The 21,456-nt window shown below is 68.7% G+C and carries 22 protein-coding genes and 2 tRNA genes; 15 read left to right on the plus strand and 9 right to left on the minus strand.

Translation table 11 applies throughout. The annotated features are described in order from the left end of the window. Nucleotides 1–22 precede the first annotated feature (22 nt). The 3 genes from ybeY to era are packed head-to-tail and all read left to right on the plus strand — an operon-like array spanning nt 23 to nt 2,854. A complete protein-coding gene (ybeY, locus tag A5767_RS13635; RefSeq protein ID WP_006554478.1) occupies nt 23–565 on the plus strand; it encodes an rRNA maturation RNase YbeY in 543 nt (180 codons plus the stop codon). A 58-nt stretch (nt 566–623) separates the two neighbouring features. Next, entirely contained in the window at nt 624–1,940 is a 1,317-nt protein-coding gene (locus A5767_RS13640) for a hemolysin family protein (RefSeq protein ID WP_006554477.1), read from the plus strand. Continuing rightward, a complete protein-coding gene (era, locus tag A5767_RS13645) occupies nt 1,937–2,854 on the plus strand; it encodes a GTPase Era (RefSeq protein ID WP_024101353.1) in 918 nt (305 codons plus the stop codon). The genes A5767_RS13640 and era overlap by 4 nt, the downstream gene beginning before the upstream one ends. A 114-nt stretch (nt 2,855–2,968) precedes the next feature. Here era and A5767_RS23750 read toward each other — a convergent pair whose 3' ends face one another. The 3 genes from A5767_RS23750 to A5767_RS13660 all read right to left on the minus strand — a co-directional run bounded on the left by A5767_RS23750 (nt 2,969) and on the right by A5767_RS13660 (nt 5,907). Next, the gene (locus A5767_RS23750) at nt 2,969–3,700 is read right to left on the minus strand and encodes a hypothetical protein (protein WP_064852509.1); all 732 of its coding nucleotides are present in this window, start codon (nt 3,698–3,700) and stop codon (nt 2,969–2,971) included. 231 nt (nt 3,701–3,931) lie between these two features. Continuing rightward, nucleotides 3,932–4,507 carry a TetR/AcrR family transcriptional regulator gene (locus A5767_RS13655; protein ID WP_033097766.1) on the minus strand — a complete coding sequence of 192 codons (576 nt, stop codon included), beginning with the start codon at nt 4,505–4,507 and terminating at the stop codon, nt 3,932–3,934. Further along, entirely contained in the window at nt 4,498–5,907 is a 1,410-nt protein-coding gene (locus tag A5767_RS13660; protein ID WP_064852510.1) for an amidase, read from the minus strand. Before A5767_RS13660 ends, A5767_RS13655 begins: the two co-directional genes overlap by 10 nt. Nucleotides 5,908–6,010: 103 nt before the next feature. Between A5767_RS13660 and recO the strand changes: the two genes are divergently transcribed. The 4 genes from recO to A5767_RS13680 are packed head-to-tail and all read left to right on the plus strand — an operon-like array spanning nt 6,011 to nt 8,580. Further along, nucleotides 6,011–6,841, plus strand: coding sequence for a DNA repair protein RecO (gene recO, locus A5767_RS13665; protein ID WP_072740431.1), 831 nt, complete (start codon nt 6,011–6,013; stop codon nt 6,839–6,841). Then, nucleotides 6,798–7,604: an isoprenyl transferase gene (locus A5767_RS13670; protein ID WP_050993415.1), complete on the plus strand. Its 807-nt coding sequence runs from the start codon at nt 6,798–6,800 to the stop codon at nt 7,602–7,604. The genes recO and A5767_RS13670 overlap by 44 nt, the downstream gene beginning before the upstream one ends. After that, nucleotides 7,601–8,026 carry a hypothetical protein gene (locus A5767_RS13675; protein ID WP_006554470.1) on the plus strand — a complete coding sequence of 142 codons (426 nt, stop codon included), beginning with the start codon at nt 7,601–7,603 and terminating at the stop codon, nt 8,024–8,026. The genes A5767_RS13670 and A5767_RS13675 overlap by 4 nt, the downstream gene beginning before the upstream one ends. Beyond that, nucleotides 8,023–8,580, plus strand: coding sequence for a T3SS (YopN, CesT) and YbjN peptide-binding chaperone 1 (locus A5767_RS13680; RefSeq protein WP_024101349.1), 558 nt, complete (start codon nt 8,023–8,025; stop codon nt 8,578–8,580). Before A5767_RS13675 ends, A5767_RS13680 begins: the two co-directional genes overlap by 4 nt. 18 nt (nt 8,581–8,598) lie before the next feature. On the opposite strand, the gene A5767_RS13685 is transcribed toward A5767_RS13680, so the two are convergent. Both A5767_RS13685 and A5767_RS13690 read right to left on the minus strand, forming a co-directional pair. Continuing rightward, nucleotides 8,599–9,015 carry a Fur family transcriptional regulator gene (locus A5767_RS13685; RefSeq protein ID WP_006554468.1) on the minus strand — a complete coding sequence of 139 codons (417 nt, stop codon included), beginning with the start codon at nt 9,013–9,015 and terminating at the stop codon, nt 8,599–8,601. Next, nucleotides 9,012–9,395 (minus strand): ArsR/SmtB family transcription factor, encoded by a 384-nt coding sequence (locus tag A5767_RS13690; protein WP_006554467.1) that lies wholly within the window; start codon nt 9,393–9,395, stop codon nt 9,012–9,014. The genes A5767_RS13685 and A5767_RS13690 overlap by 4 nt, the downstream gene beginning before the upstream one ends. Nucleotides 9,396–9,571: 176 nt before the next feature. Here A5767_RS13690 and A5767_RS13695 point away from each other — a divergent pair, with 176 nt between their 5' ends. Next, complete coding sequence (locus A5767_RS13695) at nt 9,572–10,963, plus strand: glycine--tRNA ligase (RefSeq protein ID WP_006554466.1); 1,392 nt, start codon at nt 9,572–9,574, stop codon at nt 10,961–10,963. Nucleotides 10,964–11,044: 81 nt separating this feature from the next. On the opposite strand, the gene A5767_RS23930 is transcribed toward A5767_RS13695, so the two are convergent. Both A5767_RS23930 and A5767_RS13700 read right to left on the minus strand, forming a co-directional pair. Continuing rightward, the gene (locus A5767_RS23930; RefSeq protein ID WP_024101348.1) at nt 11,045–11,173 is read right to left on the minus strand and encodes a hypothetical protein; all 129 of its coding nucleotides are present in this window, start codon (nt 11,171–11,173) and stop codon (nt 11,045–11,047) included. A 3-nt stretch (nt 11,174–11,176) separates the two neighbouring features. After that, nucleotides 11,177–13,171 carry a TPM domain-containing protein gene (locus A5767_RS13700; RefSeq protein ID WP_064852511.1) on the minus strand — a complete coding sequence of 665 codons (1,995 nt, stop codon included), beginning with the start codon at nt 13,169–13,171 and terminating at the stop codon, nt 11,177–11,179. A gap of 86 nt (nt 13,172–13,257) precedes the next feature. Between A5767_RS13700 and A5767_RS13705 the strand changes: the two genes are divergently transcribed. The 3 genes from A5767_RS13705 to dnaG all read left to right on the plus strand — a co-directional run bounded on the left by A5767_RS13705 (nt 13,258) and on the right by dnaG (nt 17,299). Continuing rightward, entirely contained in the window at nt 13,258–13,950 is a 693-nt protein-coding gene (locus tag A5767_RS13705) for a YdcF family protein (protein ID WP_006554464.1), read from the plus strand. A gap of 38 nt (nt 13,951–13,988) precedes the next feature. Beyond that, nucleotides 13,989–15,260 carry a deoxyguanosinetriphosphate triphosphohydrolase gene (locus tag A5767_RS13710; protein ID WP_064852512.1) on the plus strand — a complete coding sequence of 424 codons (1,272 nt, stop codon included), beginning with the start codon at nt 13,989–13,991 and terminating at the stop codon, nt 15,258–15,260. A gap of 143 nt (nt 15,261–15,403) precedes the next feature. Continuing rightward, nucleotides 15,404–17,299 (plus strand): DNA primase, encoded by a 1,896-nt coding sequence (gene dnaG, locus A5767_RS13715; protein ID WP_006554462.1) that lies wholly within the window; start codon nt 15,404–15,406, stop codon nt 17,297–17,299. A gap of 4 nt (nt 17,300–17,303) precedes the next feature. Here dnaG and A5767_RS13720 read toward each other — a convergent pair whose 3' ends face one another. Continuing rightward, nucleotides 17,304–17,549, minus strand: coding sequence for a hypothetical protein (locus A5767_RS13720; RefSeq protein ID WP_024101344.1), 246 nt, complete (start codon nt 17,547–17,549; stop codon nt 17,304–17,306). Between the two features lie 148 nt (nt 17,550–17,697). Here A5767_RS13720 and A5767_RS13725 point away from each other — a divergent pair. The 3 genes from A5767_RS13725 to A5767_RS13735 all read left to right on the plus strand — a co-directional run bounded on the left by A5767_RS13725 (nt 17,698) and on the right by A5767_RS13735 (nt 18,536). Further along, nucleotides 17,698–17,770, plus strand: a tRNA-Asn gene (locus A5767_RS13725). Nucleotides 17,771–17,959: 189 nt separating this feature from the next. Then, nucleotides 17,960–18,033, plus strand: a tRNA-Ile gene (locus tag A5767_RS13730). A gap of 122 nt (nt 18,034–18,155) precedes the next feature. After that, nucleotides 18,156–18,536 carry a hypothetical protein gene (locus A5767_RS13735; protein WP_082937701.1) on the plus strand — a complete coding sequence of 127 codons (381 nt, stop codon included), beginning with the start codon at nt 18,156–18,158 and terminating at the stop codon, nt 18,534–18,536. Here A5767_RS13735 and A5767_RS13740 read toward each other — a convergent pair. Next, complete coding sequence (locus A5767_RS13740) at nt 18,533–18,979, minus strand: hypothetical protein (RefSeq protein WP_064852514.1); 447 nt, start codon at nt 18,977–18,979, stop codon at nt 18,533–18,535. The genes A5767_RS13735 and A5767_RS13740 overlap by 4 nt on opposite strands. A gap of 429 nt (nt 18,980–19,408) precedes the next feature. Between A5767_RS13740 and nhaA the strand changes: the two genes are divergently transcribed. Next, nucleotides 19,409–21,262, plus strand: a complete 1,854-nt coding sequence (gene nhaA, locus A5767_RS13745; RefSeq protein WP_064852520.1) for a Na+/H+ antiporter NhaA — start codon at nt 19,409–19,411, stop codon at nt 21,260–21,262. Nucleotides 21,263–21,456: the final 194 nt, after the last annotated feature.

The following is a 21,456-nucleotide window of genomic DNA, read 5'->3' on the forward strand; positions in this document are numbered from 1 at the left end:
TCGTGCAGAAGGAACTCCAGTCATGAGCATCGAGATCTCGAACGAATCGGGAATGGACGTCTCGGAGGAGGAACTCCTCGACGTCGCCCGTTTCGTGATCGCCCGGATGGATGTGCATCCGGCGGCGGAGTTGTCGATGGTGCTCGTGGACCTCGACACCATGGCCGATCTGCACGTGCGGTGGATGGACCTTCCCGGCCCCACCGACGTGATGTCGTTCCCCATGGACGAACTCGAGCCCGGGGGGCGTCCGGACGCTCCCGAACCGGGACCGTCGATGCTCGGCGACATCGTGCTGTGTCCGCAGTTCGCCGCCGACCAGGCGGCGAAGGCCGGTCACCCGGTGGCCCACGAACTCGCCCTGCTCACCGTGCACGGCATGCTCCACCTCCTCGGCTACGACCACGCCGAACCGGAGGAGGAGAAGGAGATGTTCGGCCTGCAGAACCAGCTCCTCGCCGAGTGGTACGAGGAAATCCGCCGCGCCGAGCACGAGGCGCGGCTCGCCGCCCGCGACCGGAAGTTGCTGGGCAAGGCCGGTTTCGTCGACACCCCCGAATCATGAGCGGCGACAGTGCGAGCCATCGTGATCGGACGGCACCGATCGAGGGAGTGACGATCGCGTGAGTACCGTGCCCCTCGTCGTCCTGGCGGTCGTCCTGGTGGTGCTCGGCGGCCTGTTCGCCGCCGTCGATTCCGCGCTCAACACCGTATCCGCGGCGCGCGCCGAGGAACTCGCGAAGGAGGGCCGCCCCAGTGCGCGCCGCCTGCTCGGTCTGCTCGACGATCGGCCCCGCTACGTCAATCTGACGGTGCTGCTGCGCATCCTCTGCGAGATCACCGCCACCGTCGTGCTCGTCGGTGCGTTGCTCGCCGTGCTCGACCGCACATGGGCGCTCGTCGTGGGCGCTGCGGTGATGGTGATCGTCGACTACGTCGTGATCGGGGTCAGCCCGCGCACGCTCGGACGCCAGCACGCGTACCCGATCGCGCTCGCCGCCACCGGACCGCTGCGGGTACTCGGTGTCCTGCTCGGTCCGATCAGCCGAATCCTCATCAGCGTAGGCAATGCGGTCACACCCGGTCGCGGTTTCAGGAACGGCCCGTTCTCCAACGAGATCGAGCTGCGCGAACTGGTCGATCTCGCTCAGGAGAGCGGGGTCGTGGCCGACGAGGAACGCCGGATGATCCAGTCGGTGTTCGACTTCGGCGACACCACCGCTCGCGAGATCATGGTTCCACGCCCCGAGATGGTGTGGATCGAGGAGACCAAGACGGCCGGTCAGGCCACCTCGCTCGCCGTCCGCAGCGGGCACTCGCGGATCCCGGTGATCGGTGAGAACGTCGACGACATCCGCGGTGTCGTCTACCTCAAGGATCTCGTCCAGCAGACCTACTACCACCGCGACGGCGGACGCAGCGTCTCCGTCGCCGACGTCATGCGACCGGCGGTCTTCGTGCCGGATTCGAAGCGCCTCGACGATCTGCTCGCCGACATGCAGCGCGACCGCAACCACATGGCGATCCTCGTCGACGAATACGGCGGCATCGCCGGTCTCGTGACGATCGAGGACGTCATCGAGGAGATCGTCGGCGAGATCGCCGACGAGTACGACACCGGGGAGATCCCCGACGTCGAGGAACTCGGCGACGACACCTACCGCGTTTCCGCGCGACTTCCCGTCGAGGACCTCGGCGAACTGTTCGACATCGACATCGAGGACGACGAGGTCGACACCGTCGGCGGACTCCTCGGCTACGAACTCGGCCGAGTTCCTCTGCCGGGTGCGGAGGTACGGACCCACGGCCTGCTGCTCCGCGGCGAGGGCGGACCGGACGTCCGCGGGCGGGTGCGTGTGAGCACCGTCTTCGTGCAGCGCGTCAGCCCCGAAGAAGAACCCACCGATACCGATACGGCCACCACCGAGGAGCATGCATGACCGACACCGACTTCCGTTCCGGCTTCATCTGTTTCGTCGGCCGGCCCAACACCGGGAAGTCGACGCTCACGAATGCGCTCGTCGGCAGCAAGATCGCGATCACCTCGTCGCGCCCGCAGACCACCCGCCACACCATCCGCGGCATCGTCCACCGCGACAACGCCCAGCTCATCCTCGTGGACACCCCGGGACTGCACCGCCCGCGCACCCTGCTCGGCCAGCGGCTCAACGACCTGGTGCAGGACACCTACTCCGAGGTCGACGCGATCGGCATGTGCTTCCCCGCCGACGAGAAGATCGGCCCCGGCGACCGCTGGATCCTCGAGCAGGTGCGCCACATGGCGCCGAAGACCCCGGTCATCGGCATTGTCACGAAGATCGACAAGGTGGGCAAACAGCAGGTCGCCGCGCAGTTGCTCGCCGTGTCGAAGCTCCTCGGCGAGAACTGCGAGGTCGTGCCGGTCTCCGCGGCCTCGGGTGAGCAGGTCGAGGTCCTCGTCGACGTCCTCGTCTCGCACATGGAACCCGGACCGGCCTTCTATCCCGACGGCGAGCTCACCGACGAGCCGGAAGAGACCCTGATGGCCGAGCTCATCCGCGAGGCCGCCCTCGAAGGTCTCGGCGACGAGCTGCCCCACTCGCTCGCCGTCGTGATCGAGGAGATCACCGAACGCGAGGGTCGCACCGAGAAGCAGGGCGAGATGCTCGACGTGCACGCCCTGCTCTACGTCGAACGGCCGAGCCAGAAGGGCATCGTCATCGGCAAAGGGGGTGCGCGGCTGCGCGAAGTGGGCACCGCCGCACGCACCCAGATCGAGAAGCTCCTCGGCGTGAAGATCTACCTCGACCTGCACGTGAAGGTCGCGAAGGACTGGCAGCGAGACCCCAAACAGCTGGGCCGTCTGGGATTCTGACGCCGAGCCCTACGGGGTGGACGCGGTGATCGGCCGGGCGACCCACATCGACGCGAGGTAGGTCGGTGCCGACGAACGCGCTGAAGCGGTCGATCAGTTCCGCCGGCCGCGGTGTCATGGCGACGGCGGCGGAGACGTCGAAGCGGCGACAGCGGCGACGAGCAATCCGCTCACCACCGGGATCGCGAGTCGTCGCACGAGATCACCGACCGGGACGCGGCAGAAGCCCGCGACCACGATCAGCGACGACCAGATGACGCGGGTGCCGCCGCCGGTCCAGGTCGCGGCGTTCTGCGCAAGGGCGGCAAGCGTTGCGGTGTCCGTTCCGGCCTGCGGGGCGTGCGCGGCGGCGATACCACCGGTAAGCGGCAGACCGGCCCAGCCGGAGCCGTCCAGACCGATGAGCATGCCGATCAGGATCATGCTGAACGCGGCGAAGAGACCGTTGTCGGGAATGCGGGTCTGGATGCTCTCGACGGCGTCGAACAGGAAGGCCGGCCCGGTGCCGTCCTCGAGTCCCAGGATCGAACCGGAGTAGTCGGGGATGCCGGGGTACACGAATCCGGCCACCGGCAGGATGATTCCCATGGCCTTGAACGCGTGGACCAAGCCGTCGACGAAATGGGTGGCGCAATGTTCGAGTGCCACGCCCTGTCCGGAAATCGCGAGGGCGATCAAGGCCGAGCGGCGGCAGCCCGGCCTTGATCGCCGCCGGGAGCAGCACGGCACCGATGATCGCGAGAGCAGGTGTGGGCAGAAGAACAACGACAGCAGATAGGTGACGACGAACAGCACGACGTAGGCGATACGGCCGTTGATCATCCAGCGCCCGAAGGGACGCACCATGAGTTCGTCGGCGCCGATGGTGCAGCATCGCCGCGAGCATCGATGGGCGGCACCGCCGTCGTCGGCCGGAACATGTCGATCTCGAAGAGTCGGACAGGACTCGGCAATCGGCCGACGAACCACTCGCGACGCGAAAGTATTGTGCACACGGCATAATTCGTGACGGTGGTGTTTCGTCGCGGACGCGGATGTGAACGCGTCGTCACGCCGGGGCCGGTGACCGAAGGGAACTCAGCGACGCGTGGCCGCCGCGCCGTGCAGCAGCAGCAGAACGGCCTCCGACAGATCCGGCTCCGTACCCGTCGACAGGCGGCGCAGTTGCAACCCGGTGATGGTCGCGACGACCGTCGGGGCGATCGTCTCCGGATCCGGCACTCCCAGCGCGGAAAGGACGGAGGCAGTCAACGCGTCGTAGGCACGCCAGCAGCGTTCGGCGACCCGCCGCAGTTCCTCGTCGCGCCCCGCCTGCACATAGAGCTCGAAGGGGGCGATGCGTTCGGCCGTGAAGGTCAGGTCGTGGGCGACGCGTTCGGTGAGTTCGGCGGCCTCCGTCAGCGACAGGGCCCGGGATCGATACTGCTCGGCGAGTTCTCGCAGCCGCTCGGTCTCCTCGTCGACGAAGAACTCGAGCGCGGCGCGCAGCAGGTCGGCCTGGGTGGGGAAATGGTAGGTGATCGAACCGAGCGACACTTCGGCGCGCGCCGCGATGCGCCGGTTCGTCACCCCGGCGACCCCGTCGGTGCCGACGAGATACAGGGTGGCATGGACGATCCGCGAGCGGGCGTCGTCGCGCGTGGTCACCACCATCGCTCCGGGGTGTGTTCGTGCCAGCGCAGCACCGATTCGAGTTGGGAGGCGAGGGAAACCAGCAGCGGTTCGGAGTTCGCCGCGCCGAGTAGCTGGGCACCCACCGGCAGTCGCTCCTCGGTGAAACCCGCGGGGACGTTGATCGCGGGCCAGCCCAGCACGTTCCACGGCCACGCGTAGGGGCATGCGCCGGTGATGACCTTGTCGGTCGCCCAGCCGCCGATGCCGTCGATCGCCGTCACCGGCAGCGGCGGTGTGGCAGTGGTGGGGGCGAGTACGACGTCGAACCGGTCGAAGATGCGGCCGACCCGACGGTGCAGTCGCGGTTCGACCGCGCGCGCCGCCCGCAACGGATAACCGTGCAGGAACCGGCCGGTGCGGGCGTTGGCGCGGGTGCGCACGTCGGCGAGGGACGGGTCGGGCAGGCGGTACAACCAATCCTCGATACCGGCCATGGATCGAGGGAGGAAGGTGAGACCGAACGTCATTCCGTAGTCGGGATCGGCGAGCGTCACCTCGTGGCCGAGATCGCGCAGTACCGCGGCGAGTGCGGCGATGCGGGTGCGGACGCGGGCGTCGAGGCTGGTGGGTGTCGCGGTGAACGGGATCTTCAGCGACAGAGCGATGTTCAGCCTGCCGGGATCTCGTCCCACGGCGTCGGAGACGGTCAGCGGCGCGCACGCGTGCCGGTCGCCGGGGTGGTTCCCGGACACGACGTCGAGGAGCAGGGCCGCGTCGGCGACCGTGCGGGCGAGTGGGCCGTGCGTGGTGAGTCCGTTGAAGGATTCGGCGTCGGGCCACATGGAGATCCGGCCGCGTTGGGGCTTGATGCCGACGAGATTGGACCACGAGGCGGGGATGCGGACCGATCCGGCGCCGTCGGATCCCAGGGCGGCCGGCACGAGTCCCGCCGCGACGGCCGCGGCGCTGCCACCCGACGAGCCGCCGGGGGTGTGGTCGCGCGACCACGCGCTGCGGGTGTGCCCGAAGGCGTCGCCGCCGGTGAGCGGCCACTGGCCGAGTTCGGGGGAGTGGGTCTTGCCGACGATCACCGCGCCGGCGGCCCGCAGGCGACGCACCACCTCGGCGTCGGTGTCCTTCGGGGCGAAGGTGCCGGCGCAGCCGAACATCGTCGTCTCGCCGACGATGTCGGTGTCGTCCTTGATCGCGATGGGGACACCCAGCAGGGGGAGGCGTTCGCCGTTCGCGCGGCGCCGGTCGGCCTCGCGGGCCTCGTCGAGTGCGGTGGTGCGGCGCACGACGCGGAAGGCGTTCAGGTGCGGTTGCGATTCGTCGATCCGGTCGAGGCTCGCACGGACGAGGTCCGTGGAGGTGGTCTCGCCGCGGTCGAGTGCCTCGACGGTCGCCTTCAGGTCGCGCAGGTCGGTTCGAGCGTCCATTCGTTCCCCCGTTCGTTCGAACGAACAATAACGCGTTCCCGTTCTGGGTGTCGAGTCCCTTCGTGGACCGTCCCGTGTCACCGCGACATGACAGACTCGGGGAGTGAGGCTTTATCGGGACAACGCGGTGGTGCTGCGCCAGCACAAGCTGGGCGAGGCCGACCGCATCGTCACCCTGCTGACGCGTCGGCACGGTCTCGTGCGGGCCGTCGCGAAGGGCGTGCGCCGGACACGCTCCAAGTTCGGCGCACGGCTCGAACCGTTCGCCCACATCGACGTCCAGCTCCACCCGGGCCGCAGTCTCGACGTCATCACCCAGGTGCAGACCCTCGACGCCTTCGCGGTGGGTATCGTCGACGACTACCCCCGCTACACCACCGCGTGCGCGATCCTCGAGACCGCCGAACGCCTCGCCGGTGAGGAACGCGCGCCCGTGCCGCGCCTGCACGCACTCACCGTCGGCGCCCTCCGCGCGGTGTGCGACCGCACCCGGCCACCCGAACTCGTACTCGACGCCTATCTGCTGCGGGCCATGGCCTACGCGGGATGGGCGCCGGCGATCACCCACTGCGCGCGCTGCGACCGTCCCGGCCCGCACACCGCCTTCCACGTCGCCGCCGGTGGTGCGGTGTGCGTGCACTGCCGTCCGCCGGGGGCGGCCACCCCGGCCCCGGGTGTGTTGGCGCTGCTCGACGCGCTCAACCACGGACGCTGGGCCGACACCGAGGCCGCCGACACGGCGGTGCGTCGCCAGGCCAGCGGGCTCGTCGCCGCGCACCTGCAGTGGCATCTCGAACGGCAACTGCGTTCGCTGCCCCTCGTCGAGCGCGGTCGCACCGAACCTGCGACGGGGAACCGGGTTGATGACGTCGCCCGGGGTGTCCGGCAGGATGGGGACCGTGATTCGACGACGTACCACGCCCCCATCGCCTGAGCGGGTGATCCGGCCGCCCGACCCGCATCCGTCGGGCGCGCGACCTCCCGTGCTGCAACCCGAGCTGATCCCCCAGCACGTGGCGCTCGTGATGGACGGCAACGGTCGCTGGGCGCAGGAGCGCGGTCTGCCGCGCACCGCCGGCCACGAACGCGGCGAGGCCGTGCTGATGGACACGGTGTGCGGATGTATCGAGATGGGCGTCGAGTGGCTCTCGGCCTACGCCTTCTCCACCGAGAACTGGAAGCGCAGCCCCGACGAGGTCCGCTTCCTCATGGGCTTCAACCGCGACGTGATCCGCCGCCGCCGCGACGAGATGCACGAGATGGGGGTGCGCGTCCGGTGGGCCGGTCGCCGTCCCCGCCTGTGGCGCAGCGTGATCAAGGAACTCGAGATCGCCGAGGAACTGACGAAGGACAACGACGTCATGACTCTCACGATGTGCGTCAACTACGGCGGTCGCGCCGAGATCGCCGACGCCGCACGGGAGATCGCCCGCCGGGTCGCGGCAGGGGAACTCGATCCCGAACGGATCACGGAGTCGACGATCGCGCGGTATCTCGACGAGCCCGACATGCCCGACGTCGACCTGTTCCTGCGGCCCTCGGGCGAGCAGCGCACCTCGAACTTCCTGCTGTGGCAGTCGGCCTACGCCGAACTCGTCTTCCAGGACACGATGTTCCCCGATTTCGACCGGCGCGATCTGTGGGCGGCGTGCGTCGAATACGCCTCCCGCGACCGGCGGTTCGGTGGTGTGAAGTGACCTCGCTGCGCGAGCGGATCGCGGGCGCGCTGACGCCCTTCGTCGACGTCCGCACCCCGTCGTCCGCCGCCGACGGCGACGGCTCGTTCGGATTCGACTACGGCGCCGTGCCCTTCGCGCTGCAGGTCGTCACGCTCACCGAAGGACTCGACGTGGTCTCCGTCACCGGAGTGCTCGCGTGGGATCTTCCGCTCGACGACGCCGTGCGCGGTCGGGTCGCGGCCGCCGCCGACGCCCTGCAGTTCGGCTCGGTCCACCTCATCGAACGCGAGACCGACGCCGACGTCGTGCTGCGGTACTCGTTCCCCGCGACCGGGCTCGACGACACGGCGCTGACCACCATGCTGTTGCTCGTGCTCGACGGTGCCGCCGACGCGCGTGGCGCCGTGGCCGGCACCCCCGATCCCAAGGAGAATTCGTGACCACCACCGACATCGACGCCGAGACCACCACCGAGGAGGTCGTCGCCGCCGACGGGACGCACGCCGTCGCGATCCCCACCGAGGACGACGACATGCTGCGCGCCGCTGTGGTGGAGACGCTGTCCGAGATTCTCGAGGAAGCGCCCGAGCCCGACGAGGACGGCGAGATCCCGATCTGGATCGACGACGTGCTCACCTACGCGACGGTCGACGCCGAGGGCGGCTTCGTGCTGCTCACCACCTACCTGGTCGAGGGCATCACGGGCCGCACCCGCGCCGCCGAGGTCCTCGGCGACCTGCAGGTCGAGTTCCCCGAAGTCAAGTTCGTCCTCGACAAGGACCGAGTCACCGTCGAACTGCGGGTCGCGGCGTCGCCGCTCGTCCCGATCCATCTCGTGCGGGCCGTCGCGTCGCTCGTGCCGGTCGTCGAGCAGGCACGCGCATTGGCGCAGCGTCTCGGCGGAGAAGCGTCGGTCTTCGACGGTGAGGCCGAGGACGACGAGGAGAACCTGCTCGCCGACGGCTGCGGCTGTGATGACTGCGATTGCGGCTGACGGCCGCGGGCCGTCGGTTCAGCCCTGAGCGAGGGCGCACTCGCGGCAGTTGCCGAAGATCTCCACGGTGTGGCTGACGTCGACGAAGCCGTTCGACTCGGCCACCTCGTGCGACCAGCGTTCGACCTCCGGGCCGTCCACCTCGACCGTGAAGCCGCAGTGGCGGCACACGAGATGGTGGTGGTGCCCGGAGGAACACCGCCGGAACAGCGACTCGCCGCTGTCGGTGCGCAGCACGTCGACGCTGCCGACCTCGGCGAGCGACTGCAGGGTGCGGTAGACGGTCGTCAGGCCGATGCCCTCGCCGCGCTTGCGCAGCTCGTCGTGCAGGTCCTGGGCGGACCGGAACTCCTCGGTGTTGTCGAGCAGGTCGACGATGGCGCTGCGTTGACGGGTCGAGCGGACCCCCACGAGAGGTTTGCGGGCGGAGGTCACTGCGATCGTCCTTCCTGGGCGTGAGCGACGGCGTCGACGACGATGCGGGCGAGATGGTCGTCGGCCAGGTGGTAGAGCACTTCGCGTCCCGAGCGTTCGCCGCGCACGACGCCCGCAGTCTTGAGCACGCGGAGATGCTGGCTGATGAGCGGCTGGGTGACGCCGAGGGCGCCGACGAGCTCGTGCACGCAGCGGGCCGACTCGCGCAGTTCGAGCACGATCGAGATGCGGACGGGTGCCGACAGTGCGCGCAGCAGCTCACCGGCCGCGATCAGGGCGCCGGGGGAGACATCGACCGGGGACGGCAGGGCGTCGCTGCCGATCGGGCCGCGGGCGCGCTCGCCCGTGCTGCACTCGCGTGGATCGGCGTCGATGCTCACGGGGCTCCTCGGGGCAGGGGCGGCCGCCGGTCGGCGGGCCTTATTGCAAATCGATTCCATTTTGATATGCACGGTTGTGCATGTCAACCGGCGCGAATTCGAGCTGCGAACGAGGAGCGATAGGCTTACAGATCGACGCATGCTGCGAAAACCCGCATCGAAGATGGAGAAACCGAGTGGCACCCAAATCCAAGATCGATACCGTCGCCAACCTCGCCAAGCGCCGGGGCCTGGTCTATCCCTGCGGTGAGATCTACGGCGGCACCAGGTCCGCGTGGGATTACGGGCCGCTCGGCGTGGAGCTCAAGGACAACATCAAGAAGCAGTGGTGGCGCAACATGGTCACCAGCCGCGAGGACGTCGTCGGCCTCGACTCGTCCGTGATCCTGCCGCGTCAGGTCTGGGTCGCCTCCGGCCACGTCGGTGTCTTCAACGACCCGCTCGTCGAGTGCCTGAGTTGTCACAAGCGTCACCGGCAGGATCACCTGCAGGAGGCCTACGCCGAGAAGAACAAGCTCGACGACCCCGACGCCGTGCCGATGACCGAGATCGTCTGCCCGGACTGCGGCACCAAGGGCCAGTGGACCGAGCCCCGCGACTTCAACATGATGCTCAAGACCTTCCTCGGCCCGATCGAGAGCGAGGAAGGCCTGCACTACCTGCGCCCCGAGACGGCGCAGGGCATCTTCGTGAACTTCGCGAACGTGCTCACCACCTCGCGCAAGAAGCCGCCCTTCGGCATCGGCCAGATCGGCAAGAGCTTCCGCAACGAGATCACGCCCGGCAACTTCATCTTCCGAACCCGCGAGTTCGAGCAGATGGAGATGGAGTTCTTCGTCAAGCCCGGCGAAGACGAGCAGTGGCACCAGTACTGGATCGACTACCGGATGAACTGGTACACCGATCTGGGCATCAACAAGGACAACCTGCGCCTCTACGAGCACCCGCTCGAGAAGCTGTCGCACTACTCGAAGCGCACCGTCGACATCGAGTACCGCTTCCACTTCCAGGGCAGCGAATGGGGTGAGCTCGAGGGCGTCGCGAACCGCACCGACTTCGACCTGTCGACGCACTCGAAGCACTCCGGCACCGACCTGAGCTTCTTCGATCAGGCCACCAATGAGCGCTACACGCCCTACGTGATCGAGCCGGCGGCCGGCCTGACCCGTTCGCTCATGGCCTTCCTCGTCGACGCCTACACCGAGGACGAGGCACCCAACGCCAAGGGTGGCGTCGACAAGCGCACCGTGCTGCGCCTCGACCGTCGTCTCGCGCCGGTCAAGGCCGCCGTGCTGCCGCTCAGCCGCAACGCCGACCTGAGCCCGAAGGCCAAGGACCTCGCCGCGAAGCTGCGCCAGAACTGGAACATCGAGTTCGACGACGCCGGCGCCATCGGCCGCCGCTACCGTCGCCAGGACGAGATCGGCACCCCGTTCTGCATCACAGTCGACTTCGACACCCTCGAGGACCAGGCCGTCACGATCCGTGAGCGCGACACCATGGCGCAGGAGCGTGTGAGCCTCGACCAGGTCGAGGGCTACCTCGCGCAGCGCCTGATCGGCTGCTGACCGATCCGATCGACGCAGATGCCCTCCGGTCCCGACGGACCGGAGGGCATCTGTCGCTTCGTAGCCGGGTGCTCGTAGCGGTCACCTCGTCGAGCGTCGATCGAGGTACTCGAAGTCCACGTCCCGGAAACGGGTTTCGTCACCGCGGCGGGTGTGCAGGATCACCGATTCCAGGCCGGTGCCCGGTGCGCGTGCTGCGATCGGGCGCATGGTCTAGAAGCGTCCTCCACTCGATCCGCCGAAGCCGCCGCCCCCGAAACCGCCCCCACCGAAACCGCCACCGAAGCCACCGCCGCGGCCGCTGTTGAGCACGCTGTTGATGAGGATGCCGCCGAGCACGGCACCGGCGACGTTGCCGCCCGACGAACCACCGCGGGGCGGACGGTGCTGGTTGTTCCAGCGCTGCACGTCGTTCTGGGCGCTGCGCAGTGCCTGCGCGGCCAGCGACGCGGCGGACCGCGCGTATTGGATGGCGGCCGCCGGATCGGACTCGGCTGCCTGCTGCGCGGCCTGCAGGTGCCGCTGCGCCTCCGACAGGCGGGTGCGTGCCTGGGCGCCCACGACGCCGCGGCGGGTCCCGATGAAGTCGGCCGCGGCGGTGACCTGCGCTTGCGCTGCGCTCAGATCCTGTTCGAGGCGGCGCCGCATCTCCTCGGCTTGCTGCTTCGCCTGCCGCGTCCGGGCACGCAACTCGTCGAGACGCGCATCGGCCTCGACGACCCGCGTGAAACTGCCCAGCGGGTCGGTGTGCTGCTCGGCCCGGGCGTGGTCGAGGGCTTCCTGCACGGCCTTCAGGGCGTTTACGAGTTCCGGGCCGCCCGCGTCGAGGAGTTGCTTCGCGTCGGCGACACCCTGTTCGGCGTCCTCCACCGCGGAGGGAAGCGTCGCGATCGCGCGCCGGATGTCCTCCGCCGCATGGTCGAGCGCGTCGAGCAGCGTCGCGGCATGCCCCAGTGCGCGTTCGGCCTCGCGGATCGCGCGCACGGCGTCGCCCTGCTCACCGACCGGTCGCGCCACCGCCGTGCGGCCCTGGTCGATCGCGTTCTCGGCGAACGAGATCTCCTCCCGCGCCAGCGAGACGTTGTCGACCACCGGAGTCAGGGCGCCCGCCGGGAACTCCGAGTGCAGCTGCCCCAGAATCCGCTCGGCCTCGGGGATGCGGGCCTGCAGCGCGATCGCGCGCTGCGTGAGGCCGTCCAGACGGGCCGGGGCATCGAGCAGCAGGTTGCGCATCTTGTCGAACGCCTCGACCTGCGCATCGAGTTCGCGGTTCGCCTGCCCGCACGAGGAGACGAGTTGCACGAGCATGTCGCGCTGCTGTTCGGGCGTCTCGGGGATGTCGTCGTCGAGGCGCTGACGGATCTCGAAGGCGTTCGCCAACGCGACCTGTGCCTGCCGGTGTGCGCGGTCGAAAGGAGCCACCGCGGAGTCCCCGAACTCACCCCGGGCGAGCTCGAGCGCTTCGGCGCTGGACCGCACCGCGTTGTCGGTGTCCACCAGGAGGGTCTGTGCATACTGGTCTAGACCCTCGACCGGCAGACCGCGCAGAGCGGTCGTGTCGGCCGGATCGACCTGCGCGGCCTGCGCGGCACCGGCGTCGGCGCGCTTCCTCTTCGACCGCCGGTTGTAGGCGTAGAGCCCGGCACCACCGGCCGCGATGACACCGCCGCCGACGAGCAGCGTCGTCACCGGAGCAGCCGACGGCGTAAGGGCGTTGCTCAACCCGTCGGCCGCGCCCACGGCGGCGCCCGCCCAATCGCTGTTGCGCAGGGCCGGCACGACGCCGGACGAGCTGATCCGGTCGCGCTCGCTCTCGGAGATCTCCGAACCCGTCGGTGTCCACAGCGCGAACTCGCGGTCGTCGGTCGCCACCGCCAGCAGCGCGGTGTCGGGACCGAAATTGCTTGCCTGCGCGGTGGCCTGCGCCCAACTGTTGTAGTCGCGTCCGTCGAAGCTCGACACGTAGGTCACCCACAACTGCAGGCCGTGCTCGTCGTAGAGGGTGTTCGTCGCTTCCTGGATGCGTGCGACGTCGGCGTCGTCGAGCACGCCCGCGGTGTCGGTGATCGGCTGGGGGAGCCGCGAGGGTGGCTCCGCGGAGGCCGCCGCGGGAAGGAGCAGCCACGCGGTCACTGCCAGCAGGGCGGGGACGAATGCGAGCGCGGACCGTGCAGGTCGCCGGAGCGGTGCGGCCGATACGTGTGCCATGGAATCGAATCTAGTGGTTCCGAGGTGAGGACGGGGTCGGCGCGTCGTCCGGTCGACGCGTTCTCGTTCGCTGGCAGAATCAGGGGGTGAGCACCGCATCCCGCCGCACCGGCACCACCGCGACGTACACCGGGGACGACCTCGGGGTCGGCGCGCGCATCGCGCGCTGGCTCCGGCGACTGATCATCGGGGTGCTGCTCGCCGCCGTCCTCGTCGTCGGCGGCACGGCGCTGCGGGTGTGGCAGGTCGCGCGGATCGACGACCGCACCCCCGCCGACGCCATCGTCGTGCTCGGGGCCGCGCAGTATTCGGGCACACCGTCGTCGGTTTTCGAGGCCCGCCTCGAGCAGGCCCTCAAGCTCTACGAAGCGGGAGTGTCGCCGCGGATCGTCACCGTCGGCGGCAAGCAGGAGGGCGACCTGTTCACCGAGGCCGCGGCGGGCAAGAACTATCTCGTCTCGCGCGGGGTGCCCGCCGAGTCGATCGTCGCCGTCGAAGAGGGCTCGGACACACTGCTCAGCGTCGAGGCCGTCAGCCGCGAGATGTCGGAGCTGGGCCTGTCGTCGGTCGTGCTCGTCAGCGACCCGTGGCATTCGTTGCGTACCCGGACCATGGCGCGCGACGCCGGTCTCGACGCCTGGACCGCTCCCACCCGCCAGGGTCCGGCGGTGTTCACCCGCGAGTCGCAGCTGCACGGCATCGCCCGCGAGACCGGCGCGTTGATCTGGTACCAGATCACCCACTTCTCCGCCGATTTCCCGTACACGGCGCAGCAGTGAGGCGGAACGTAGGGTCTTCGGTGACGGAAGGCAGTGTGATGCAGGGCTACAGCGAACACGATCTCGAACGGCGCGTCGCCGAGCCGCGCAAGACCTCGGCGCTCGCCGGGTCCGAGGGAGCGGCGTCCGAGCGGACCGCCTTCGCACGCGACCGTGCGCGCGTGCAGCACTGCGCGGCCCTGCGCCGCCTGGCCGACAAGACACAGGTCGTCGGCCCCCGTGACGGCGACACCCCGCGCACCCGTCTGACGCACTCGATGGAGGTCGCGCAGATCGGCCGCAGCATCGGCGAAGGGCTCGGCGCCGACCCCGATCTCGTCGACCTGGCCGGCCTCGCCCACGATATCGGGCACCCGCCCTACGGGCACAACGGCGAGCGGGCACTCGACGCGGTCGCGGAGTCCTGCGGCGGATTCGAAGGCAACGCGCAGAACCTGCGCATCCTCACCTGCCTCGAACCGAAGATCCTCTATCCGGACGGCTCGAGCGCCGGTCTCAACCTCACCCGCGCCTCGCTCGACGCGACGCTCAAGTACCCCTGGACGCGTCCGCGCCCGGGCGCGAAGTTCGGCTCGTACGACGACGACGCCGAGATCCTCCACTGGATCCGCGAAGGCGCACCCGAGCGCCGCAAGTGCCTCGAGGCGCAGATCATGGACTGGTCCGACGACGTCGCGTACTCGGTGCACGACCTCGAGGACGGTGTGATCGACGGTCGCATCGACCTGCGGATGCTCGACGATCCCGACGATGTCGCCGGACTCATCGAGGTGGGCATGCGCGAATTCTCGGGTCTCGACCCGGCCGAGCTCACCGAGGCGGCGAAGCGGTTGTCCTCCATGCCGGTGGTCCGCGCCGTCGGCACCTTCGACGGCACCCTCGCCTGCTCGGTCGCGCTCAAGAAGCTGACCAGCGAGCTGGTGGGCCGCTTCGCCAACGCAGCGATCCTCGGGACCCGGGAGGCGACGGAAGGCCGACGCGTCACCCGGTACGACGCCGACCTCGTGGTCCCGCCGATCGTGGTCTCGGAGGTCGCGTTGCTCAAGACGATGGCGCTGCAGTTCGTCATGTCCGACCGCGCCCACCGCACCCGCCAGGAATCGCAACGCGAACGCATCCACCGCGTCGCCGAGTGGCTACTGCGCACCGCGCCGGTCGGTCTCGACCCGTTCTTCGTCGCCGCCTGGGAGGCCGCGCCCGACGATGCTGCGAAGGTACGGGTCGTGGTCGATCAGATCGCGTCGTGCACCGAATCGCGCCTCGAACGGATCGACCGGGACAGCCTCGCCGCGCAGGCGAGCTGGGGCTGACACCGACGTTTGCGCCCTTCGCGGACACAAGCACGAGTCCGGCGCCGTGCATCTGTCCGGAGGGACGCGCTTACGCGCTCGCGGGTGTGGGTTGCGCCGGACCGTCGTGCCGGGCAGTCTGCCCGGCGGCTTAGACTCGTCTCGTGGCCGGCCGTATTTCAGACAGAGACATCGCGGCCATTCGCGACCGCGTGCGCATCGAGGACATCGTCGGCGAGTACGTCGCACTCAAGCGCGGAGGCGCCGACTCGCTCAAGGGCCTGTGTCCCTTCCACGACGAGAAGTCCCCGTCTTTCCACGTGCGGCCCAATCACGGGCACTACCACTGCTTCGGCTGCGGTGAGGGCGGCGACGTCTACTCGTTCCTGCAGAAGATCGAACACGTCAGCTTCGTCGAAGCCGTCGAGCAACTCGCCGAGCGTGTCGGCTACACGCTGAACTACGAAGGCGGCGGTCCGTCCGTCCAACGCGACCGGGGCACGCGTGCCCGGCTGGTCGCGGCGAACGCGGCCGCCCAACAGTTCTACGCCGAGCAACTGCGCGCGCCCGACGCCCAGGCCGCCCGCGACTACCTGACCGAACGCAACTTCGACCAGGCAGCCGCCGAGACGTTCGGCTGCGGCTACGCACCCGCCGGCTGGGACGCGCTCACCAAGCACCTCCTCGGCCGGGGATTCGAATTCTCGGAACTCGAGGCCGCAGGACTGTCCCGGCAGGGTCGCCGCGGTCCGATCGACCGCTTCCACCGTCGACTGCTGTGGCCCATCCGCAATCTCGCGGGCGACGTCATCGGCTTCGGTGCCCGCCGTCTGTACGACGACGACCAGATCACCGCCAAGTACATGAACACACCGGAAACGGTGCTGTACAAGAAGTCTCAGGTGTTGTTCGGCCTCGACCTCGCCAAGCGCGAGATCGCCAAGTCGCACCAGGCCGTGATCGTCGAGGGCTACACCGACGTCATGGCCATGCACCTGGCCGGCGTGAAGACCGCGGTCGCCGCGTGCGGCACTGCCTTCGGTGACGAACATCTCGCGCTGCTGCGTCGCCTGCTCATGGACGACAGCTTCTTCCGCGGTGAGGTCATCTACACCTTCGATGGCGACGACGCCGGTCGTGCGGCGGCGATGAAGGCGTTCGAGGGCGATCAGAAGACCGCCGCGAAGACCTACGTCGCGATCGCCCCCAAGGGCATGGACCCGTGCGAGTTGCGGCAGCAGTCGGGCGACGGTGCGGTGCGCGACCTCGTGGCCCGCCGCACCCCGATGTTCGAGTTCGTCGTGAAATCGATTCTCGCCGAACACAATCTCGACACCGTCGAAGGTCGCGTCGAGGCCCTGCGCCGATGTGTCCCCGTCGTGGGCCGGATCAAGGACCGCACGATCCGCGACAACTACGCGGTGCAACTCGCGCACTGGACGGGATGGGACGACATCCCCACCGTGCGTCGGCGTGTGCAGGAGGAGGCACGGCGAGGAGTTCGTGCACCGGAAGCCAAGGCGCGGCCCGCGACGGCCACGGCGGAGCCCGTGTCGGCCCTGCGCCGCCCTCGGCCGAATGATCCGACGCTGTGGCCGCAGCGCGACGCGCTGAAGGCCGCGCTGCAGTATCCGGGTATCGCCGGGACCGTCTTCGACTCCCTGCCGCCGGAGACCTTCACCGACCCTGCGTACGCGGCCGTGCGGCAGGCCGTCGCCGACGCCGGCGGAACTGCAGCGGGCCTCGGGGGAGCCGAGTGGGTCGACGCCGTCGGCAGGGCAGCGACCGATCCCGTCGCGCACTCGCTCGTGATGGAACTCGCCGTCGAACCCGTCCCCGCCGAAGAGGACCGGCTGCCGCGCTACATCGGTGGCGTGCTGGCCCGGCTGCAGGAGGTCTGGGTCGGCGAGCAGGTGGCCGAACTGAAGTCCAAACTGCAGCGGATTTCCCCGGCCACCGAGTCCGAGGAGTTCCACGCCCTGCTCGGCGACCTCATGGCGCTCGAACAGTACCGGCGGAGCCTGCTCGACCAGGCCATCGGTGACGGCCTGGCCGGCTGACCGTCTACTTCTTCAACTGGTCCCGCGGGATCATGATCGTGGTCGTCTCGTCGATGGGCTTCATCGGCTCGAGCTTGGGCTGAGGACTGAGCGAGTCGGCGAGCTTCTGCCGGCCCACCTCGATCGCCTTCTTCGTGACGGGGCTCGCGGCCACCGCCTTGGCCGTCTTGCTGATCTGTTCGTACCTCGCGCGACCCGCTCGGGTGCCGAGTACGTATCCCGCAGCGACCCCGACCAGCAAACCCATCAATGTGTTGTCCTTCCACCTGTGACTGCGTCGTCCCCATCCTGCCCGATGACCCCGCAGCATGCCCACAAGCAGGCGATTTGGTGCTGCGGTGGGTGGGACGCTATGGTTTTTCACGCACCGGGGGAAACCGCGGAGCGCCGCAGGACAATCCCCTGTAGCTCAATTGGCAGAGCATTCGACTGTTAATCGAACGGTTGCTGGTTCGAGTCCAGCCGGGGGAGCGCCTACAGAATCCTCCCACCCGTCACGGGTGGGAGGATTCTGTGCTTCCGGGGCGCCTATGCGGCAGAACATCCACCGATGTGATCTCTGTTACTCCGCACCCGGCAGCGTGTTGCACGCTGTGTCCGGGTAGCATTCGATCGCGCCGTGCGAGCAGTGCGGCACTGTGCGACGCGTGTCGTCGCGACGGGGCGGTAGCTCAGTCGGTTAGAGCCGCGGACTCATAATCCGCTGGTCGCGGGTTCGAGCCCCGCCCGCCCCACATCCTTCGCTCATGGCCGCGAGATGTTCCTGCTTGTCGGAACGGTAGCGTTCGACCCCATGAGCACCCTTCGAGAAGTCGGTGAGCACGAGGCGTGGCGTTGCTGGTTGTGCGACGAGCCCGTGGACCCCGACATGTCGGTCAACGACCCGCGCGGTCCCAGCATCGACAGCATCAACACCGCCAAGAAGGGTGGCAAGGGAAAGGGCGGAGTCGAGCGACTCGCGCACCGCGCCTGCAACACCAAGAAGGGTGCCGTCAAACCCGTCGTGCCGTGGTCCGACCGGCTCTTCGTCGTCGACCCGGCGCCCATCATCGGCGTCGTCGAGCAGCTCACCCGCAAGGGTGGTCGCGTCGCCGTTGCCCGGTGTCCCGAGAAGTCGGACGCGGAGGACGCCTCCGAATGGCTCCTCGACCGCTTGTCGCGCCTCGAGCCGGGAGTGCGGTTCGATACCAGGATCGAGTCGGCCGGCGGCGGCTACCTCCTCGTGCTGACGGCCTAACCAGGGGCCGGCACCAGTCCGGGGTGATCCGATGACTCGGCGGAGACCTCGACCTCGGTGAGCACCGTTCCGTCGTCTCCCAACAGCGTGTAGCGACCCGGCATGAGACCGGTGAACAGGAACCAACCCTCGCTCGTCGTGACGATGCTGCGGTCGATGTACTGCTCGCACACGTCCAGGCCGACCAGTCGAACCGTGGTGGACGGATGGAAGACGCCTCCGATCCGTCCGTTCGCCACCGCTCCGATCGCAGCCGGTGGATCCGCGTGGTCGCCGAGCTCGTCCGGACGCCAGGCGGGCGCGCCGTCCGGCGGCGCACACGCCGGGACCGAGGAGTGTGACGACCGGACATGCGCGACCGTCGGGTCGGTCCCGTCCCCAGGGACGGGCTGATGTGTCGTCGCCGCGACGAGCACCCCTGCTCCCAGTGCGGTGATCAACATCCATCGGGCTCTTCGGATCGTCCCCGTGTGCAGCAACGGATCCACCTCCTCTCCGTAAGAGAACTTAGGAAAGTTGTTCTCGCCGAGGGTTGTTCGGAACCGATGCTTCGGTGGATCGTGACGATACCCGGGGCGGACGCGCAGGGCTATCCTCCGTCGAGGCGACAGGTAGCGGCGGAATGTAACGGTCGGGCTGTCGAAACGCCGAAATCGGTTGTTGGCACAACGATTCGGTCTAGTTTCGGATGAGGTCGGTAGTCGGAGGGGTGCATTCCGCCTCCTGTACGGCGGAACCGGTTGCATTGTTGTGTTCGGACAATGCAGGTTCGAACGGCCGATACCGGAAATAATCGCCCGGCGTTGTGCGATGTCGTCGGTGTACTCACCGGCACCGAGTTGCTCGGAGCGGATTGCGGAACGAGGGAGCACATGACGGTCGACGAGAATCCGACGACGCTCCGCCGGGCGTCCGACCTTCTGGCAGGGGTCCGCGACGGCACGGACGACGACACGCTCGCGGCAGGCGTCGTACTCGCGGCGACCCTGATCGCTCTGGTCTGGGCCAACCTGGGCGACTCGTACGAGGCGTTCTGGCACACACCTCTCAGCATCAGCATCGGCGACTACGGCATCGATCTCGACCTCGAGCACTGGGTCAACGACGCCGTCATGACGCTGTTCTTCTTCGTCGTCGGCCTCGAGGTCAAACGCGAGCTCACCATGGGAGAGCTCACCGACCGGACGCGCGCCGCGGTCCCGCTCGTGGCGACAATCGCGGGGCTCGCGCTACCTGCGGGACTGTTTCTGCTGCTCAACCCCAGCGGGGAGGCCGCAGGAGCGTGGGGTGTGGTCGTGTCCACCGACACCGCCTTCGTGCTCGGTGCGCTCGCGCTGGTCGGACCCCGCTGCCCGGCCCGCCTGCGCGTGTTCATCCTCACGCTGGCCGTGGCCGACGACATCGGCGCCCTCGCCATCATCGCCTTCGTCTACACCGACGATCTGCAGCCGGTCTACCTGATACCTGCCGCGATCGGACTGTTGCTGATCCTGCAGTTCCGCCGGCTCGAGGTGTGGCGGGGCGTCGTCTACTTCGTCGTCGCGGCAGGGACGTGGGTGGCGTTCTACGAATCCGGTGTGCACCCGACCCTCGCCGGTGTACTGATCGCGTTGATCCTTCCCGTCTATCCGCCGCGCCGCAGCGAGGTGGAGCGCGCCGGCGAACTCACGCGGGCGTTCCGCCAGTCGCCCAACTCCGACTACGCGCGCGCCGCGCAACTCGGGGTGCTCCGCGCCGTGTCCGTGAACGAGCGGCTGCTACGGCTCTACCAGCCGTACACGGCGTTCCTCGTCGTGCCGATCTTCGCCCTCGCCAACGCGGGTGTGGTGATCTCCGCCGAGACCGTCGGCACTGCGATCCGGTCGCCGATCACGTGGGGAGTCGTCCTCGGTCTCGTGGTGGGCAAACTCGTGGGCATCACCGCGGCCACTGCCGTCTTCTCGAGCCTGCGTCCGGGCAGCCTGCCGCCGGGACTCACCCTCTCGCACGTCGGTGGGGGTGCCGCGCTCGCCGGCATCGGGTTCACGATCTCACTGTTCATCGTGGATCTGGCGATCGAATCTCCCGAAGCGGCCAACGACGCCCGAATCGGCGTCCTTCTCGCGGCTGTTCTCGCCACGGCGCTGGGCTGGGCTTTGTTCCGGCTGTCCGACCGCCTGAATCCGCCGCAGGGATCTGCCGGGCTCGTGCTGCTGCGTCCGGTGGATCCGAACCGCGACCACATACGGGGACCGGTCGACGCTCCGCTCACACTCGTCGAGTACGGAGACTTCGAGTGCCCGTTCTGCAGCAAGGCCACCGGCAGCATCCGCGACGTGCGCGAGCACTTCGGCGACGACCTGCGGTACGTCTTCCGGCACCTTCCCCTCGATGAACACCACCCGCACGCCCGGTTCGCCGCCGAAGCGGCCGAGGCTGCGGCGGCGCAGGGACGATTCTGGGACATGCACGACCACCTGTTCGCCCACAGCGACGCTCTGTCCCGCGACGAGATCTACGAACACGCCCAGCAGTTGGGTCTCGATATGGACAGGTTCGACGAGGACCTTCGCCTGGGGCGGTATCGTCACCGTGTCGAGGACGACGATCTCGACGCCGAGACCAGCGACGTCTTCGGAACGCCCACCTTCTACCTCGGCGCCACCGGATCGGACCTCGCCCGGCACACCGGCCCGTTCGACGCGGCGACGTTGATCCGCAGGCTCGAAGAGGTGCGCGAGAGGTGATGCGATTCGGGTGGATCCGACCCCGGAAAGCGGGGGCGGATCCACCCAAGTCGTGACGGCTTCTACCGGATGGTGGGTCCGGCCTCCGCGGATCCGGTCGGTAACAGGCCGGCCAAGCTGGCGAGGAGCGTTTCCCAGCGGCATTCCGCGGAGATCGACGCGAAGCGGCACCCGGAGTAGTCCTCCGTGGGGAG

The organism is Rhodococcus sp. 852002-51564_SCH6189132-a, from assembly GCF_001665495.1.
In the GTDB taxonomy this organism is placed as follows: Bacteria; Actinomycetota; Actinomycetes; order Mycobacteriales; family Mycobacteriaceae; genus Rhodococcus; species Rhodococcus pyridinivorans.

Coding starts and splice junctions, on each gene's coding strand:
- A5767_RS13710 (WP_064852512.1), top strand. CDS start 13,989: ATGCAGGGCTACAGCGAACACGATCTCGAACGGCGCGTCGCCGAGCCG.
- A5767_RS13660 (WP_064852510.1), bottom strand. CDS start 5,907: ATGGACGCTCGAACCGACCTGCGCGACCTGAAGGCGACCGTCGAGGCA.
- A5767_RS23930 (WP_024101348.1), bottom strand. CDS start 11,173: ATGCGCCCGATCGCAGCACGCGCACCGGGCACCGGCCTGGAATCGGTG.
- era (WP_024101353.1), top strand. CDS start 1,937: ATGACCGACACCGACTTCCGTTCCGGCTTCATCTGTTTCGTCGGCCGG.
- nhaA (WP_064852520.1), top strand. CDS start 19,409: ATGACGGTCGACGAGAATCCGACGACGCTCCGCCGGGCGTCCGACCTT.
- A5767_RS13700 (WP_064852511.1), bottom strand. CDS start 13,171: ATGGCACACGTATCGGCCGCACCGCTCCGGCGACCTGCACGGTCCGCG.
- A5767_RS13740 (WP_064852514.1), bottom strand. CDS start 18,979: ATGTTGATCACCGCACTGGGAGCAGGGGTGCTCGTCGCGGCGACGACA.
- ybeY (WP_006554478.1), top strand. CDS start 23: ATGAGCATCGAGATCTCGAACGAATCGGGAATGGACGTCTCGGAGGAG.
- A5767_RS13670 (WP_050993415.1), top strand. CDS start 6,798: ATGGGGACCGTGATTCGACGACGTACCACGCCCCCATCGCCTGAGCGG.
- A5767_RS13655 (WP_033097766.1), bottom strand. CDS start 4,507: ATGGTGGTGACCACGCGCGACGACGCCCGCTCGCGGATCGTCCATGCC.
- A5767_RS23750 (WP_064852509.1), bottom strand. CDS start 3,700: ATGGTGCGTCCCTTCGGGCGCTGGATGATCAACGGCCGTATCGCCTAC.